Annotated in this window: 13 protein-coding genes; 8 read left to right on the forward strand and 5 right to left on the reverse strand. The window is 39.3% G+C overall.

Going from position 1 to position 15,848, the window contains the following annotated elements; translation table 11 throughout:
• The first annotated feature begins 58 nt into the window (after positions 1–58).
• The 5 genes from ASE01S_RS05640 (at position 59) to manA (ending at position 6,252) form a co-directional block, all read left to right on the forward strand.
• The gene (locus ASE01S_RS05640; protein WP_067839631.1) at positions 59–367 is read left to right on the forward strand and encodes a PTS sugar transporter subunit IIA; all 309 of its coding nucleotides are present in this window, start codon (positions 59–61) and stop codon (positions 365–367) included.
• Between the two features lie 12 nt (positions 368–379).
• A complete protein-coding gene (gmuD, locus tag ASE01S_RS05645) occupies positions 380–1,765 on the forward strand; it encodes a 6-phospho-beta-glucosidase GmuD (protein WP_067839634.1) in 1,386 nt (461 codons plus the stop codon).
• A 245-nt stretch (positions 1,766–2,010) separates the two neighbouring features.
• A complete protein-coding gene (locus ASE01S_RS05650; RefSeq protein ID WP_083512025.1) occupies positions 2,011–3,957 on the forward strand; it encodes a BglG family transcription antiterminator in 1,947 nt (648 codons plus the stop codon).
• 399 nt (positions 3,958–4,356) lie between these two features.
• Entirely contained in the window at positions 4,357–5,271 is a 915-nt protein-coding gene (locus ASE01S_RS05655) for an ROK family protein (protein ID WP_067839640.1), read from the forward strand.
• A gap of 24 nt (positions 5,272–5,295) precedes the next feature.
• Complete coding sequence (manA, locus tag ASE01S_RS05660; RefSeq protein ID WP_067839643.1) at positions 5,296–6,252, forward strand: mannose-6-phosphate isomerase, class I; 957 nt, start codon at positions 5,296–5,298, stop codon at positions 6,250–6,252.
• 583 nt (positions 6,253–6,835) lie between these two features.
• Here the strand turns inward: manA and ASE01S_RS05665 are convergent.
• The 3 genes from ASE01S_RS05665 to ASE01S_RS05675 form a co-directional block, all read right to left on the reverse strand.
• Positions 6,836–7,531, reverse strand: a complete 696-nt coding sequence (locus tag ASE01S_RS05665; protein ID WP_067839647.1) for a Crp/Fnr family transcriptional regulator — start codon at positions 7,529–7,531, stop codon at positions 6,836–6,838.
• A gap of 99 nt (positions 7,532–7,630) precedes the next feature.
• Positions 7,631–9,517 (reverse strand): heavy metal translocating P-type ATPase, encoded by a 1,887-nt coding sequence (locus tag ASE01S_RS05670; RefSeq protein ID WP_067839650.1) that lies wholly within the window; start codon positions 9,515–9,517, stop codon positions 7,631–7,633.
• A 50-nt stretch (positions 9,518–9,567) separates the two neighbouring features.
• The gene (locus ASE01S_RS05675) at positions 9,568–9,774 is read right to left on the reverse strand and encodes a heavy-metal-associated domain-containing protein (protein WP_067839652.1); all 207 of its coding nucleotides are present in this window, start codon (positions 9,772–9,774) and stop codon (positions 9,568–9,570) included.
• Positions 9,775–10,292: 518 nt separating this feature from the next.
• Between ASE01S_RS05675 and ASE01S_RS05680 the strand changes: the two genes are divergently transcribed.
• Positions 10,293–11,213, forward strand: a complete 921-nt coding sequence (locus ASE01S_RS05680) for a peptidoglycan DD-metalloendopeptidase family protein (RefSeq protein ID WP_067839655.1) — start codon at positions 10,293–10,295, stop codon at positions 11,211–11,213.
• A 15-nt stretch (positions 11,214–11,228) separates the two neighbouring features.
• Positions 11,229–11,627, forward strand: a complete 399-nt coding sequence (locus ASE01S_RS05685; RefSeq protein WP_067839659.1) for a bactofilin family protein — start codon at positions 11,229–11,231, stop codon at positions 11,625–11,627.
• A gap of 150 nt (positions 11,628–11,777) precedes the next feature.
• Here the strand turns inward: ASE01S_RS05685 and ASE01S_RS05690 are convergent, their stop codons facing one another.
• Positions 11,778–13,466, reverse strand: a complete 1,689-nt coding sequence (locus tag ASE01S_RS05690; protein ID WP_245630328.1) for a methyl-accepting chemotaxis protein — start codon at positions 13,464–13,466, stop codon at positions 11,778–11,780.
• Positions 13,467–13,666: 200 nt separating this feature from the next.
• Between ASE01S_RS05690 and ASE01S_RS05695 the strand changes: the two genes are divergently transcribed.
• Positions 13,667–14,515: a VOC family protein gene (locus tag ASE01S_RS05695; RefSeq protein WP_245630329.1), complete on the forward strand. Its 849-nt coding sequence runs from the start codon at positions 13,667–13,669 to the stop codon at positions 14,513–14,515.
• A 74-nt stretch (positions 14,516–14,589) separates the two neighbouring features.
• On the opposite strand, the gene ASE01S_RS05700 is transcribed toward ASE01S_RS05695, so the two are convergent.
• Positions 14,590–15,717, reverse strand: coding sequence for an alpha-hydroxy-acid oxidizing protein (locus ASE01S_RS05700; protein ID WP_067839666.1), 1,128 nt, complete (start codon positions 15,715–15,717; stop codon positions 14,590–14,592).
• Between the last annotated feature and the right edge of the window lie 131 nt (positions 15,718–15,848).

Below are 15,848 nucleotides of genomic sequence, written 5' to 3' on the forward strand. Positions count from 1 at the left end.
CCTGCTTTACCAGGAAATACGTATGGTGTTTAATGGACTTAACGAGGGGGACAACAACATGGAACAAACGATGACAGAGATTGCGTTTCAAATTATCCTATACGCAGGCAATGGCAAATCAAGCGCAATGGAAGCCATTCAAGAGGCTAAAGAAGGTAACTTTGAAGCCGCTGATAAAAAAATTGAAGAAGCCAGCGAAGAGCTTGGTAAAGCCCATAAGTATCAAACAGAGCTATTACAGCAAGAAGCACGTGGCGATGGTCAAGGTGTCAATGTCATCCTCGTCCATTCTCAGGATCATTTAATGACATCCATGACAGTAAGAGATTTAGCAATTGAAATTATCGAAATCTATCGAAATAAATAAGGGGATGTAACAATGACTTTAAACTATCAATTTCCAAAAGGCTTTTGGTGGGGAAGCGCAGCCTCAGCCACACAAACAGAAGGATCTAATCAAGGTGATAAAGGAAAGAATATCTGGGATCATTGGTTCGAGATTGAGCCGAATCGTTTTTTTGAAGGTGTTGGACCAGACTTAACTTCAGACTTTTATAACCGCTATAAAGAAGATATTAGCAATATGAAAGCTATTGGTCATAATAGCTTTAGAATGTCAATATCATGGGCCCGCCTCATCCCTGGTGGAATTGGAGAGGTTAATCCTAAAGCGGTTACCTTTTATAACAACGTGATCGATGAGTTAATCGCAAATGATATCGAACCGTTCGTCAACTTATTCCACTTCGATATGCCCCTTGAGTTACAAGAAGTAGGCGGCTGGGAAAATCGTGCCGTAGTTAATGCCTATGTCGACTACGCTAAAGTAGCATTTGACCTATTTGGAGATCGAGTTAAAAAGTGGTTTACCTTCAATGAACCGATTGTACCTGTTGAAGGTGGCTATTTGTACGATTTTCATTACCCTAATCTAGTCGATGCCAAAAAGGCTATACAGGTTGCCTATCATACGATGATTGCTAGCGCAAAGGCTGTCAAAGTCTATCATGCCCAGTATGATGGAAAGATTGGGATTGTTTTAAATTTAACACCATCTTATCCACGCAGCCAAAACCCAGCAGACCTTAAGGCATCTCACATCTGTGATTTATTTTTTAATCGCAGTTTCCTTGACCCAGCTGTTAAGGGAGAGTATCCAGAAGATTTGATCGAATTACTCGAAGAACACGGCCATTTACCAAAAACAGAAGCAGGCGATCAAGCATTATTAAAGGAAAATACAATTGATTTACTAGGGGTAAATTACTATCAACCTCGACGTGTCAAAGCAAAAGAAAACTTGCCTAATCCATATAGTCCATTTATGCCTGACTGGTTCTTTGATAATTATGAGATGCCTGGCAGAAAAATGAATCCATATCGCGGTTGGGAAATTTATGAGAAAGGGATTTATGATATCATGATTAACTTAAAAGAGAATTATGGTAATATTGAATCCTTTATTTCCGAAAACGGAATGGGTGTTCAGAATGAAGAACGCTTTTTAAAAAATGGTCGAATTGAGGACGATTACCGCATTGACTTTATTAAAGGTCACCTTAAATGGTTGCATAAATCAATTGAGCAAGGCTGTAATGTTAAAGGCTATCATTTATGGACATTTATGGATAACTGGTCATGGATGAATGCCTATAAAAATCGTTACGGGTTCTTCTCTGTTAACCTTAAGACCCAAGAGCGAACAGCTAAAAAAAGTGCGCAATGGTTCGCAGAGGTGTCGAGACAAAACGGATTTAATGATTAAAGGGCATCAGAATTTAAGGCGATCAAGCGTAGCAAGTAATTGCTACGCTTTTACGCTTAATAACGTAATTGTCGTTAAGCTTATCACCAAGTTCTATGGCGAAAGCTATCGTTTTTCTTATACTTTCGTCCGATGGAAAAGTTACACTTTCTTAAAGTGTAAAAAAATGGATTGAACATCGTTCATCATTATCTGCTACATTATAAATATAGGTATTTTAGTATGAACCAAAGGGGATGGATAAATTGAACTCCCGTATTATTATAATCTTGCGCGAACTAATGGCGTCAAACAAACCGATAACGAGTGACTATTTGGCACACATCCTTGATGTAACGTCAAGGACGGTTCGTGACGATATTAAAGTACTCGACCATTCACTACAACACCATGGTGCCAAAGTTAAATCAATACGTGGTACAGGCTATCAATTAGTGATCAATGACGACCAACGCTTTAGAAATTATTTGAATCAGCTTTTGGATAATGATAGTCATAACGAGGCAGTGTTAGACTCACCGGATGCTCGTGTTAACTATTTAGTTAAACGTTTTTTACTAGCAGAGGATTATTTAAAGCTTGATGATCTATGTGATGAAATGCATATAAGTAAATCAACAATTCAGAGCGACTTACGGGGGGTGAAGAAAATACTTGGCAAGCATGAGATTCACTTAGATAAAAAGCCTAATTATGGTCTAAAAGCAACTGGCAGTGAAGTCAAGCTACGCTTTGCTATGTCTGAATATATTTTTGATCGTAGTGAATCAGGCTCAAGCGCTATTTGGCATGATCAATTGACACTAATCACTGGTGCAACAAAGGAACAGTTGGATCAAATCTGGTCAGTAATTATTCATCAAATCAAACAACATAACATCTCATTAGCTGATATCGCCATTAACAACTTATTTATCCATATCGTTATTGCCTATAGAAGAATCGAAAGTGGCCACCATGTATCACTTATTAATCAAGATATAAATGAAATTACAAAACAAAAAGAATATAAAGTAGCACAAAATATCGTAGCTGCTACCGAGCAAATACTTAATGTTAGCTTTCCACCTGTTGAAGTGGCTTACATTGCTATCCATTTACTCGGGACCAAAATGGTCAGCCAGACTAACATGAGCGAAACCGAGCTCGAAAATATTATGGAGAAACAAATTCAAACCATGACAGCCAAAATATTAGAAGCGATCGAAGCCAAAATGCATCTCGGTATTCGACATGACAAGGAGCTGATCATTGGTTTAGGACTACATTTAAAACCTGCAATCAATCGCTATAAATATGGGATGAATGTTCGAAACCCAATGCTCAATGATATCAAGCTAAACTATCCGCTCGCTTTTGAAGCAGCTATAGTTGCAGGTATGGTACTTGAAGAGGAAATGAATGTCGAAATAGACGAAAGTGAAATTGGCTATATCGCCTTGCATATTGGGGCTGCAATTGAACGTAAAAAATTACAAACAGGACCAATGCGTTGTTTTATTGTCTGTGCTTCTGGTCTTGGTAGTGCTCATCTCATTAAATATAAGCTAAAATCTGTTTTTGGTTCACGAATTGAGATTCTAGGAACGACTGAGTTTTATAAACTAAAACAAATACCATTTGATCAGACGGACTTTATCGTTAGCTCTGTTCCAATTAATGAGGATATTCCTGTTCCGGTTATTGAAGTTAATGCGATCTTGGCAGAAAAAGATATTCAAAAAATTGAAGCATTTGTTGAGGAAGATATTAATAGTGTCTTTGACTACATTAGAGAGGAGTTACTATTTTTAAATAAAGGCTTTCAGTCTAAGGAATCGGTACTTTCTTTTCTTGTAAACCAAATTAGCCTTAAAATAGATCTACCTGATCACTACTTAGACCTTATTTATGAACGAGAAGAAATTGCGCCAACAGCGTATGGTAATTTGATAGCCATACCACATCCGATTACAGCTCAAACCAATCAGACATTCTTAACCATCTGCACATTAAAAAGGCCGATTGATTGGGCAGGCAAACGCGTTCAATTTATCTGTTTACTTAATGTCGAAAAGGACAGTAAAGAAGACTTACAAAACATGTATGAGATGCTAGGCAAAATGGTTGATAACGCTAATCTGATTCAGCAGCTTATTCAGTGTCAAAATTATCGAGATTTTATCAACACGCTCATTACCCATAATCAGTAATATTTCAGCACGACAATAACAAGTACCGAACATCAGCAAACTCCTATTAGATAGCTATTGCGCCATACCTAATTGTCAAAACGGAATGTGGCGTGCCGATGATGTTATCTAGGTTTAGCTACTTCTTAGAATTCAATGATTTCTCGAAATCTTGAGACTGCTAAAAAAAGCGAGCGGTTTCACTTAGTGAAATCCAATAGTCTTTCCAAAGGTACTGTAAAATTGTTATCAATACAATATTCATAACAATTTCTAGTAAATTAATGATAGAATTAGGTGTACAGTAAAAGCATGAATGATTTAATAGATTTAAAGGCCATCGATTAAAAGGCAGCATGGCAGGAGGAATGATCCAGCCAGTTCTTCTTGCCGAAAAAATGAGTTAGAGGAGGTAAACGGTTGTACGCAATTGGGATTGATATTGGAGGGACAAAGGTAGCTATAGCAATTGTTAATCAGTCTGGCCAAATAATAAGTCAGGACAAACTGGCAACAGACCTAAGCATTGCACCTGTCCAGATGATTGAACGTATTAATCTGGCTGTAGAGCAACAGCTAGCAACCTACTCGATAGATCGAGATCAAATAGCAGGGATCGGTATTGGCGCACCAGGCCCCTTAAATAGTAAAGAAGGCATTATCACTAGCCCGCCAAATTTAAAGAATTGGATCAATATTCCGATTGTTGAGCAAATAAAGCAATTTTTCAAGTTACCCGTTCGATTAGAAAATGACGCAAATGCCGCTGCCCTGGCAGAAAAATGGCTTGGTGCTGCACAGGCTAATCATGATTTTATTTATATGACGATAAGTACGGGTATTGGTGCCGGTATTTATGCCAACGGACAATTAATTACAGGATCAAGAGGTAATGCAGGTGATTTTGGTCATACCGTTATTGATCCAAGCTTTGGTCAGTGTATTTGCGGGCAATATGGCTGCTTAGAGCATATCGCATCTGGAACAGCTATCGCAAGAAAGGGAACAGAGCTAGCAGGTGTTCAGCTTTCAACTGCAGAAGTATTTGCTCGTTATCAGCAAAACGATCCCATCTTAACCCCTTTCATTGAAAGTGTTATTCGTGTACTTGGGATAGCTTGCACCACATTGATAAACACCTTTGATCCAGAAAAAATTGTTATAGGTGGTGGTGTATCAAAGGTTGGTGATGTGTTATTTAAAGGAATGAAGCAATATGTCCGTAAATATGCATTAAATCCCGAGGGGCGCGAAACAGCTATTGTTCCTGCTTTACTAGATCAAAATGCTGGCGTAATTGGTGCTGCTGCACTTTTCTTTCAACAAACAAATTGATCGCATCATTAAGGAGGAGAATTGATGTATACTGAACCGATTTTTTTATCACCTGTGTTCCAAGAGCGAATTTGGGGTGGAAATAAGCTTAGCTCACTCTTTAACTACAAGATACCGAACGATTCAATTGGAGAAGCTTGGGTTATCTCCGCCCACGAAAACGGACCTAGCCAAATTTTGAATGGACCGCTTGCCGGACAAACATTGTTAGACGCATGGGAAAAACAGCCACAACTTTTTAATAAAAGAACGGGGGCTAACGAAGCTTACCCGCTATTAGTCAAAATACTTGATGCCGCTCGTGATCTATCCGTACAGGTCCATCCGGACGATACATATGCTCAAGAAGTAGAAGGGCAGCCCTATGGTAAAACTGAATGTTGGTATGTCCTTCAAGCAGAGCCAGATGCAGAAATTGTTTTCGGTCATCATGCCCCGAACCAAGAGACATTTGCAACAATGGCGCGTCAGGGAGAATGGGATGCTTTGTTGCGTCGAATTTCAGTACAAGCTGGCGATTTTATCTACGTTCCTAGTGGCAGTATTCATGCGATTGGAAAAGGAATTGTGATTTTAGAAACTCAACAAAGCTCTGATATTACCTATCGTGTCTATGATTATGATCGCACAGATGACCAAGGCCAGAAACGCGAGTTACACCTTGAGGCATCAATAGAAGTGACTACAGCCCCTCATCAAGATCCAAAAATTAACCAAACCGAAACGACTGTTGATGATTTAACGATTAAAAAATTAGTGGAAGAACAGTACTTTACCGTTTACCATTGGATACTAGATGGTAGCGTTAGCCTAAATCGGGAAGCTGATTTTGTTCAGCTAAGTGTGATCAACGGTAGTGCTAAGCTAATCTTAAATGAACAAAGCTTTTCAATAAAAAAAGGCGACCATTTTATTATCCCAGCCACTGTTGATCGTTATCAATTAGTGGGGGAAGCTGAATTAGTTGTCTCACATCCCTAGTATACCAGCAGTTTGAATAGCCTAAGGCTAGTTCTGATAACAGTTCAGGCATGAGTTCAGTTTTGGTCTCTGAACTCATGCCTTTTAAATCAAATGCATCTTGGTGATTTGCCCAGATTTTATCGAGCATCGTTAGATCAATTCCCTCTGAAAGCCTGTTGCATCCAGCGATATCAATCACCTCTCCTCCATGTTACCGCCGGATTTAATTTAAACAAGAAATGATCCTAATTATAAACGAGATATCATTACGACATTGATCTAGATTATCAACCAGAATGAGCTCTCAATTGCTAGTGGTTCAATAATTTAATCGCAGTATAACTGGCTGGAGCTGCGATTACTTGCCCCATCGAAGGGCTTTTTGTAAGACTCCCACTTTAAGAAATAAGGGAACACGTTATGTCTAAGTGGGGAATCCAACAGCCAGTAACGGCCCGATTGGTTCAACTAACGTTCAGTGTGGGGAGAGAGGAAGCTGACTAAGTTCGTGACGTCATGTCGCAATGTCTACACGAGCACATCCTATGCGTCGAAACCCCCACTGAACGAAGTTTCCTTTATAGCCTGACAAACTTTCTATTTAGCTATCGATCATTTTCAATAATTCGATATCCTCTATAAAAATTCCCCTATGACCATATTGCGTTAAATATCCATTTTTTTCTAATTTTGATAACGTTCTACTAATTGTTTCAGGAGAAGTGCCCAGATAGGCAGCCAAGTTTTTTTTGGACATAGGTAAATAAATCGTGGCTTGCTTTTGATTAGCTGGCACTAGTGTTAGAAGGAAACGTAGCAGTCTTGCTTGAATGGTTTCAGTGGCCACGCGTAAATTTTTCTGTTCGGACTCCTCTAGCCTTCTCGCTAATCCTCTTAAAAGCTGTAATGATATAGCTGGATATTTGATTAACAATGCCCGTAGATCAGTCCGAGCAATTTTACAAATTTGTGAAGCTTCTATCACTTCGGCAAACGATTCATGCTTATTTTCTAAAAAAAGGGCTAACTCACCTGTGAAATCACCCGGCGATAACAATCGAATGAGCTGCTCCCTTCCCGAATCTGATAACCGATATAGTCGAACTTTCCCAGTATGAATAATATACAATGCATCTGATTGATCGCCCGCATGAAAGAGATGTGTTCCCGCAGGGTAATGTGCAGAATGAACGGTTGTCATCACATCTGTTAATTGATTTGGAGCTAAATGATTAAATAGCGGAACAATTCGTACACAGTTCTGAAGCGAACCATTCTTAGTGTGTTGACCTCCCACCTAACCTCCCCCTTATATCAAATGCGCCTTAGCATATTTGCGCTCATATTTTATCGAGCTTCGCTCAATAATTTCCTCTGAATATATAATACTATGCATTTATCTCCCCCACATAGCAGCGAGAGACTTCTGCTTAATGAAGTTAAAGCGTATTAAGCGCATGCCATTTGCAATCACGATTAATACACTCGCTTCATGAATAAGCATTCCAGAAGCTAAATGAATCGAGCCAGTTAAGACCCCGACTAATAAGATGATGACCGTTAATAATGCAACTGCAATATTCTGTCTACGATTGCGTACTGTCTGTTTGGCTAACTGATAGGCATGGACAAGTTGAGCTAGATTATCAGCCATCAAAACCACATCAGAGCTTTCAACCGCCACATCTGTACCATTGATTCCCATGGCAACGCCAATATCAGATAAAGCTAAGGCAGGAGCATCATTAATTCCATCCCCAACCATCACAACACGGTGCCCCTCAATTTGGACATTCTTGATATACTCCATTTTTTCATTAGGCATCAATTCTGCATGAACATGATCAATGCCCAACTGATTTGCTACAGTCGATGCTGTTCGCTTATTATCTCCAGTTAACATGACTATTTGATTCGCTCCTTGTCGCTTCAATTGTGTCATCACTTTACGCGCTTCCGGTCTGACCTGATCAGCTATCATAATCAAACCTAGAATGTCGTGATTTTTAGCAACAAAGATAACCGTTTGACCATTAGCTTCTTCCCGTTCATAATCAAAAGCCAGCTGATTCATTTGAATACCTGACTCGCTTAGCAATTGACGATTTCCAATCATCCAACACTCTCCATTTATTATAGCATGAAGACCTCTCCCTTTAATCAGATCAACTTGAGTAAAAGCGTTCAGGTTTAAATCTCTTCTTTTAGCCTCGTGAACAATTGCTCTCCCAATATGATGCTCTGATGCTTGCTCAATCCCAGCTACGGTTGAAAGCCATTCATTTTCTGCTATCACTGTACTTAGGTTAAGCACTGACGTTACTTTAGGGTTACCAAGCGTCAATGTGCCTGTTTTATCAAAAACAAATATATCTGCCTGACTAAAACGATCCATTACCTCTCCACCCTTCAGTAATATGCCTCTCTTAGCCGCGTTCCCGATCCCAGCTACATTTGAAACTGGTGCACCAATTACTAAAGCGCCTGGGCAGGCTATTACTAAGAAAGTGATTGCGATATGCGTATTACGAGTTACAAGGTAAATAATAAGTGCAAGGACAACAATGGCTGGTGTATAGTATTGGGCAAAACGATTTAAAAAACGTTCCGTTTTGGATTTTGCATCCTGAGCTTCTTCTACTAATTCAATAATTTTAGCAAAGGCAGTCGACCCACCAACCTTTTCTGCCTTCATAAAGATAAAACCTGTATCTACAATCGTACCACTATAAACGTAGTCTCCACTTCTTTTTTTTACCGGTATACTTTCACCAGTCATCATCGCTTGATTAATCAACGCCTCACCCCGTACAATCGGTCCATCCACAGGTATTTTGCCACCGGAGCGCACAACGACCAGATCATTTACTTGAACGTGCTCAATCTCAATCGTCATTTCTCTCCCTTGCTTTAGAACGGTCGCATACTCAGGTGCACATTGAACTAAAGATCGGATAGAAGCACGTGTTTTGGCAAGCGTATGTGATTCTAAAAAGCTACCAAATAGAAATAGAAACGTTACTACGGCTGATTCCATAAACTCACCAATAGCAAGAGCACCGATAACAGCAATGCTTACAAGTAGCTCAATGCTAGCTACTTTTAACTTAATAGCTTGAAAAGCTTGATCAAATATAGGAAGACTAGCTATACCAGTAGCTACCAGAAGCAGATAATTGGCTGCTGTATTTCTATTCATGATGGACAGAGCTACTGCTAAAACGATCCATAACCCAGCCGCTACCATTATTTTATTCTTATAGTGCTGAATCCTCTTTGACATCTTATCCCCCCCAATGCAGAGCACAAACCATGATGATCGATGCTCTATCTTCACCTCACAACATATCCTAGTTGCTCAACAACGTGCTTAATCTCTGTCGTATTTGTATGACTTGCATCAAAGGTTACTTTCACCTTACCTGCATTAAACTTAACTTGAACAGACTCAACACCAGGTATACGTAGTATCCCTGACTCAATCTTTCTGACACAGCTTGGGCAGCTTAGCTGTTCTATAGACAGTATCGTTGTTTCCATTGGCAGTCCCTCCTTCTTCTTTGATTGTTTTAGTTTATCGAATAAAGTTTGAACAAAAATTGATCTCGGTCAATTTTTGGTTAAAATAGAATCGTCTTAGCGTATTTGCGTTATCGAGCTTCGCTCGATAACATCTGCGGCATCCGCCGGAGGCATTACTTTAACTTGATTCAGCTGGGGCTTGTATCCCGACTGAATAGAATAAATAGGGATTCATCTCTCCATTTATAGAAGTGGGAAACTTCTGCTGAATGAAGGACAAATAATATTTAAGCATAATGACTTTAACAATTTTTTATTTGTCCGAAATAAGAATGGACAGACTTTTACACATCAGTAAAGGTCCTTTTAAGGTGGAAGTCTTTGGATTTATAGGTTTTTATATTTCAACTTGGTTACAAAATTGGACAATCTCTTGATTAAATTTAGGTATTTAAGTATGGTATTAGTGGACTAACACGATTTATCTCTATTTAAGTAATATTTAGTTGAAATGACAGGAAAGGAGCACAAGCTAAATGAGGCTAAAGAAGAAGAAATTTAAACCAAGGATGCTCACCTTTACACTTGTTTCAAATAAAACGAGTAATAAGATTAAACGGCTTTATTTTCCTCGATTCATACTTATACCTATCGTATTACTCGCTATTTCGCCGATTGTTCTCTTAATCTATCATTTGTCATTAAACAGTTACTTAAAAATATCTAATCAATCTTTAACAGAACGGGTTGAGAACTTAAAAAATGATAAGGATGTTTTATTAGCAGAAGTTCAGGAGCTTGAAAGTGAACGCGACACGGTCTTAGAGCGTTATAGAGAATTAAACGAAATAGAAGAAAAGTTTCATCAATATATCATTGAATTACCAGACGAAGCACTGGGTGGTATTGAAATTCCTATCAATGATGAAGAGTTCGACGATCTCGACCTAGATGATACAGAGCTCATGATTAATTCAACAGTCTGGATCGATCGCTATCTTAATGCTTTAGACAATATTGAGCAGCTCGACCAAAACCTCCAATCGATTCCATTCGGCTGGCCAACTGAGCCCAATACGATTACCTCATCTTTTGGATCACGCAATGATCCATTCAATCGATCAAAGGCTTTTCATTCAGGGATTGATGTTAGGGGGGCGATTGGTACCCCTATTTACACACCAGCAAATGGGGTCGTCACCTTAGCCGAATCATCATATGGTGGATATGGTAAAACGATCAAGGTCGACCATGGCGGAAGATATGAAACACTCTTTGCCCATTTATCTGAAATTAATGTAGAAGTTGGCGACATAGTGGAAAAGGGAGATATCATAGGGGCAATCGGAAGTACCGGTCGAAGCACTGGACCGCACCTTCACTACGAAGTACTTAAAGATGGAATCCCTGTAGATCCAGAGTATTACATAAATTTCTTCGCTACTGACCAAGAATAAGAGAGGGTTTTTACTGTGATAAAAGGAAAAAAACAAGAAAAAGTAATTGATACGATTATTGGTAAGGATACCGTTATAGAAGGAAATTTAAAGCTACCAACTAGTATTCGAATTGATGGTAAAGTTTATGGTGAAATTGACTGTAAAGGAGACGTCTTTATTGGTAAGGATGGTTTTGTTGAGCCAACCATTCGAGCTAAGAACGTAGTTATCTCTGGAGAGGCAAAGGGAGAAATTCATACATCTCAGAAAGTACACATCGATTCTAACGGCTCGGTATCAGGACACGTAACCTCAGCAGGTATCATTATTGAGGAAGGCGGTATGTTCAACGGAACAAGTAAGATTAATACTAGTAAAACGAAATCAAATAAACTGACAACAGAGCCGAGTAATCAAGAGTCTCTTAGCTAATTAACTAAGAGCCAACCGCTTAAGCCATAATCGTTAACACGATTATGGCCCTTTTTAAGTAATCAAGTTTTGTTCGTTCAATTTAACCTTCACCTACAATACATTAAATAGACCCTGATCTTCAAGTTGATCAGGGTCTATTTATCTATATTAGAGATTGATTTGGAAATGCCTTACTTCTTTAGTCAAATCCTCTGCAAGGCTTGCTAATGTGTTTGCACTACTTGAAACTTCTTCCATCGCACTTAAGGATTGCTCTGATGATGCTGCTGTTTCCTCAATCCCAGCTGCCGATTGTTCAGAGATAGATGCAATTTCCTCTATCGATGTGTTAATGTGTGTGCTTTCCTGACTAATTTCAGTTAGGTGGCTTGACACATTTTCAATTCGTTTTACCATTTGTTCAATAGAATCATTAATATTATTAAAATTTTCACCTGTTTTAGCCATTTGGACCGTACCTTGATTAACCTCTGTGTAACCCGACTCTAGTGTAGAGACTACTGTATCTGTTTCTGCTTGAATCCCATTAATGATTGTCGTTATCTCCCGTACGGATTGAGACACATCCTCTGCTAGCTTTCTAACCTCATCAGCGACAACAGCAAAGCCTTTACCTTGATCACCTGCACGGGCTGCTTCGATTGCTGCATTCAGTGCTAGTAAGTTTGTTTGTTCAGCTATGTCCTGAATTACATCAACGAGCTTTGAAATTTCTTGCGAACGCTTGTCCAGACCCTCTACCTTACTTACAGCACTTTGTACAATACCATCAATAGTCAACATTTGCTGAAGGGATTGCTCCATCATTTGACGCCCTTCTTGTGTCATATTAATAACAGATAGTGACTGGTCCGATACGTCTTTCGTATCATGATTGGCTTTGTTAACTCTTGTCAAAAAGATCTCCATTTTCTCTGCTAAGCTTGTTACAGTGGATGCTTGGGTTTCACCGCCAGTGGAAAGCTCTTGCATCGTTGAAGCAATCTGTTCACTACCTTGTTTCACTTCATTAGCTGACTGGTTTAACTCCTCACTTGCACTTGATACACGATCAGTAGCCTCTGATACACTTTTAATCACATTTTGCAGATTGGCCTGCATCTGATTCGTTGCTTCTACCAACTCACCAATTTCATCTTTTCGTTTAGTGACTAACGGTTCGCCAGTTAAGTTTCCATCTGCAATATCATGCATTTGTTTGGACAACTTACCCATCGGTCCACCGATTCTCTGTCCCATGGTTATCCCTAGTCCAATAGCTACAATGACTGCCAAGCCTGAAAGTACTAGCGTAATCTGTTGATTTGTTAAATAGGTTTCATGAGCCTCGGTCTGGTATTGGCCCGCATTATCTAAATTCATTGTAATCAAATGAGATAAATCCTCTTCCATTGCATAAAAAAAATCGGCAGAAACCATCACGTTAGTTAAGGCTCTGTCATATTCACCGTTCGTTACAAGTTGGGCATTTTGTGAAAGCGATGCAACATATTTCTCCCAAGATGAGATCAGGCGATCATATATTTCACGCTCATCCGTATAAAGCTCGGCTTGCCCAAGCTCAGTTAATAGTGCACTCACTTCTTCAGCCTCGGTTAAGGCTTGATCAGCTCTAGTTGGGTCCTGCTCAACTATACTCGTAAGAATTTGGACCCTAGTACTTTCAGCAAGTTGTCCAACTTCAGCTAACTCTCCTAATGGCTGGAGACGATTATTATACATTTGTTCATTAAACTGATTGACCCTTGAAATTGCAAATAGTGACGTCATTGCAACGATGCCAAGCAAAACAACCACTACTAAATAAGAAACAATTAATTTTCCCCTAATTTTCATCTCTTTCCCCTTCTTTCTCCTTCATTCGTCAAAATTCGCCAAAAAATTATCTTGATGCTCCTTGCTAAACACTTATGTTTATTTCTAAGTGATTTATGCTACACTTATTAATATCGGTTTACTTTGCATAATAGTTAGTTTTTTAAGTTAAAAATCTCAAAGTCAAGATTCCATATTTTATCAAACAGGAGATGATCTCTTTGTTTCACGATAGCCCAGCCACTTATATTAGTCATATAACACTCAAAGTCAGCGATCTCGAGCAAGCTAAGCAGTTCTATCAGTCTGTTCTTGGCTTAACAGCATTGACTCAGACAGAAAACAAAATAATTTTCACAACTGATGGTAAACAGGAACTTATTACCTTAAAATATGATCCAAGTTATCACCAAGCGAAAATGAAAACAACTGGACTTTATCACTTCGCTCTGCTTTTGCCATCAAGAGAAGATCTGGCTCGTTTTTTACGCCATTTAGTGATTAACGACATTCCAATAGGTGCATCTGATCACTTAGTGAGTGAGGCGATATATTTTAATGATCCAGATGGGAATGGGATTGAAGTCTATGCCGATCGCCCCCCAGCTCAATGGCACTGGCAGGAGGAACAAGTAAAAATGACCGTAGATCCCCTTAAAGCCGATGAATTAATTAAATTAGGTGAGACATTGCCTCAATGGGACCAAATACCAGTCGGGACAAAGCTTGGCCATATCCATCTTCATGTCGATGATTTAAGCAAAGCTGAGCATTTCTATGTTAATGGACTAGGATTTAATGTTGTTAGTCGCTTAGGAAATCAAGCGCTATTTATCTCTACTGAGAACTATCACCATCATATTGGCTTGAATACGTGGAATGGGGTCGGGGCGCCCCCAGCCGAGCAGAACCAAGTCGGACTAGATCAATTCTCAATACATTATCCAAGTACTCAAGTATTAGAAGAAGTCGTCAATCAGTTAACTCGTATCGGTGCGGATGTGACACGAGATAACGATCAACTATGGTTATTAGATCCTGCTCAAAATAAAGTGAAACTTCATGCATAAGTGACTTAATCAGACCAGTTGTCCATTTTAATTCTAATAAGCAAAAGCTCAGCAGTAAAAAACGGATTGATCGGCTAGTGATCAATCCGTTTAATGTATTGTCGATTTAATTGTTGAATAGATTGCACTCCCGCTATGGCTAAACCGACGTCCAAATCCTTTTTCAATCGTTCTAGTACAGCAGTAACTCCTGCTTCACCTTCAATTAATCCGTAGACATATGGGCGACCAAGTAATACCGCATCGGCCCCTAAAGCAAAAGCTTTTAGTATATCTGTAGCTCTCCTAATTCCTCCATCAACTAATAGGGTAAGCTGATTGCCAACAACTTCGGCAATAGCTGGTAGTGCATCCAAGCCAGTTATTACCCCATCAAGCTGACGTCCCCCATGATTAGACACGATTAGCCCATCAACTTGTTCATTAACAGCTTTCTTCGCATCTTCGACATGGGTAATGCCCTTTAAAATAATCGGTAAGTCAGTTTGTTCACGTAGCCATGCAATATGATTCCAAGTTAAATTTTGTTTGAATAAAATAGCTTGAATTGCCTTAATTAATTCAGCTTCGTTTAATAAACCTTCTGGGTTATACTTATCTTGAAAAACTGGATCAGTCAAAAAATTAGCTATCCCAGCTCCCGATTGCATCGGAAAATATTGATGTGTTAAATCAACTTCGCGCCAACCTAGAAAAGGTGTATCTACTGTAACAACGATCCCCGCATAGCCAGCTTGCTCAGCACGTTGAATAAAACTAGCGGCCAACTGGTCATCATTTGGCCAATAAAGCTGGAAGTAACAAGGAACATCTTCCATAATCATTGCAATTTCCTCAATTGAAGCAGAGGATACGGTACTTGCAATATAAGGCACTCGATTTAACCGTGCACTCCGAGCTGAAGCCCGTTCACCCTCTGGATGAACAATGGCTTGAAAACCTACTGGAGCTAAAAGAAAAGGTGATTCTAGCTGTTGATTAAATAATTCAGTCGTGGTATCTCGTACTGATACATCCGCTAAAACACGAGGAATGAGGGTCCAATTCTCAAAAGCTTGCTCATTATGGCGTAAGGTAACTTGATTACCCGAACCACTTTGAATATAGCCAAAGGGTCCAGGCCCTAGCCTTTGCTTTGCCAGCTCTTCCCAATCTCGGTATGAAAATGGATATGGCGTTTGATCTGATACTTTTTGACTCATTAATAGGTCAACCTCTCTATCATATGTGCCTTGGCGTATTTGTGCCCAGATTTTTTCGAGCTTCCTTGATAAATTTCCGCTGAAAATCGGTGACATCCGCCGGAGGCTTTAACTTTATCGCCGTGTAACTG

The organism is Amphibacillus sediminis NBRC 103570, assembly GCF_001552275.1.
Classification (GTDB): Bacteria; Bacillota; Bacilli; order Bacillales; family Amphibacillaceae; genus Amphibacillus_B; species Amphibacillus_B sediminis.

Bases quoted from the DNA above. Each gene is read 5' to 3' on its own strand.
- gmuD (WP_067839634.1), top strand. From the start codon at position 380: ATGACTTTAAACTATCAATTTCCAAAAGGCTTTTGGTGGGGAAGCGCA.
- ASE01S_RS05640 (WP_067839631.1), top strand. From the start codon at position 59: ATGGAACAAACGATGACAGAGATTGCGTTTCAAATTATCCTATACGCA.
- ASE01S_RS05700 (WP_067839666.1), bottom strand. From the start codon at position 15,717: ATGAGTCAAAAAGTATCAGATCAAACGCCATATCCATTTTCATACCGA.
- ASE01S_RS05675 (WP_067839652.1), bottom strand. From the start codon at position 9,774: ATGGAAACAACGATACTGTCTATAGAACAGCTAAGCTGCCCAAGCTGT.
- ASE01S_RS05690 (WP_245630328.1), bottom strand. From the start codon at position 13,466: ATGAAAATTAGGGGAAAATTAATTGTTTCTTATTTAGTAGTGGTTGTT.
- manA (WP_067839643.1), top strand. From the start codon at position 5,296: ATGTATACTGAACCGATTTTTTTATCACCTGTGTTCCAAGAGCGAATT.
- ASE01S_RS05680 (WP_067839655.1), top strand. From the start codon at position 10,293: ATGAGGCTAAAGAAGAAGAAATTTAAACCAAGGATGCTCACCTTTACA.
- ASE01S_RS05670 (WP_067839650.1), bottom strand. From the start codon at position 9,517: ATGTCAAAGAGGATTCAGCACTATAAGAATAAAATAATGGTAGCGGCT.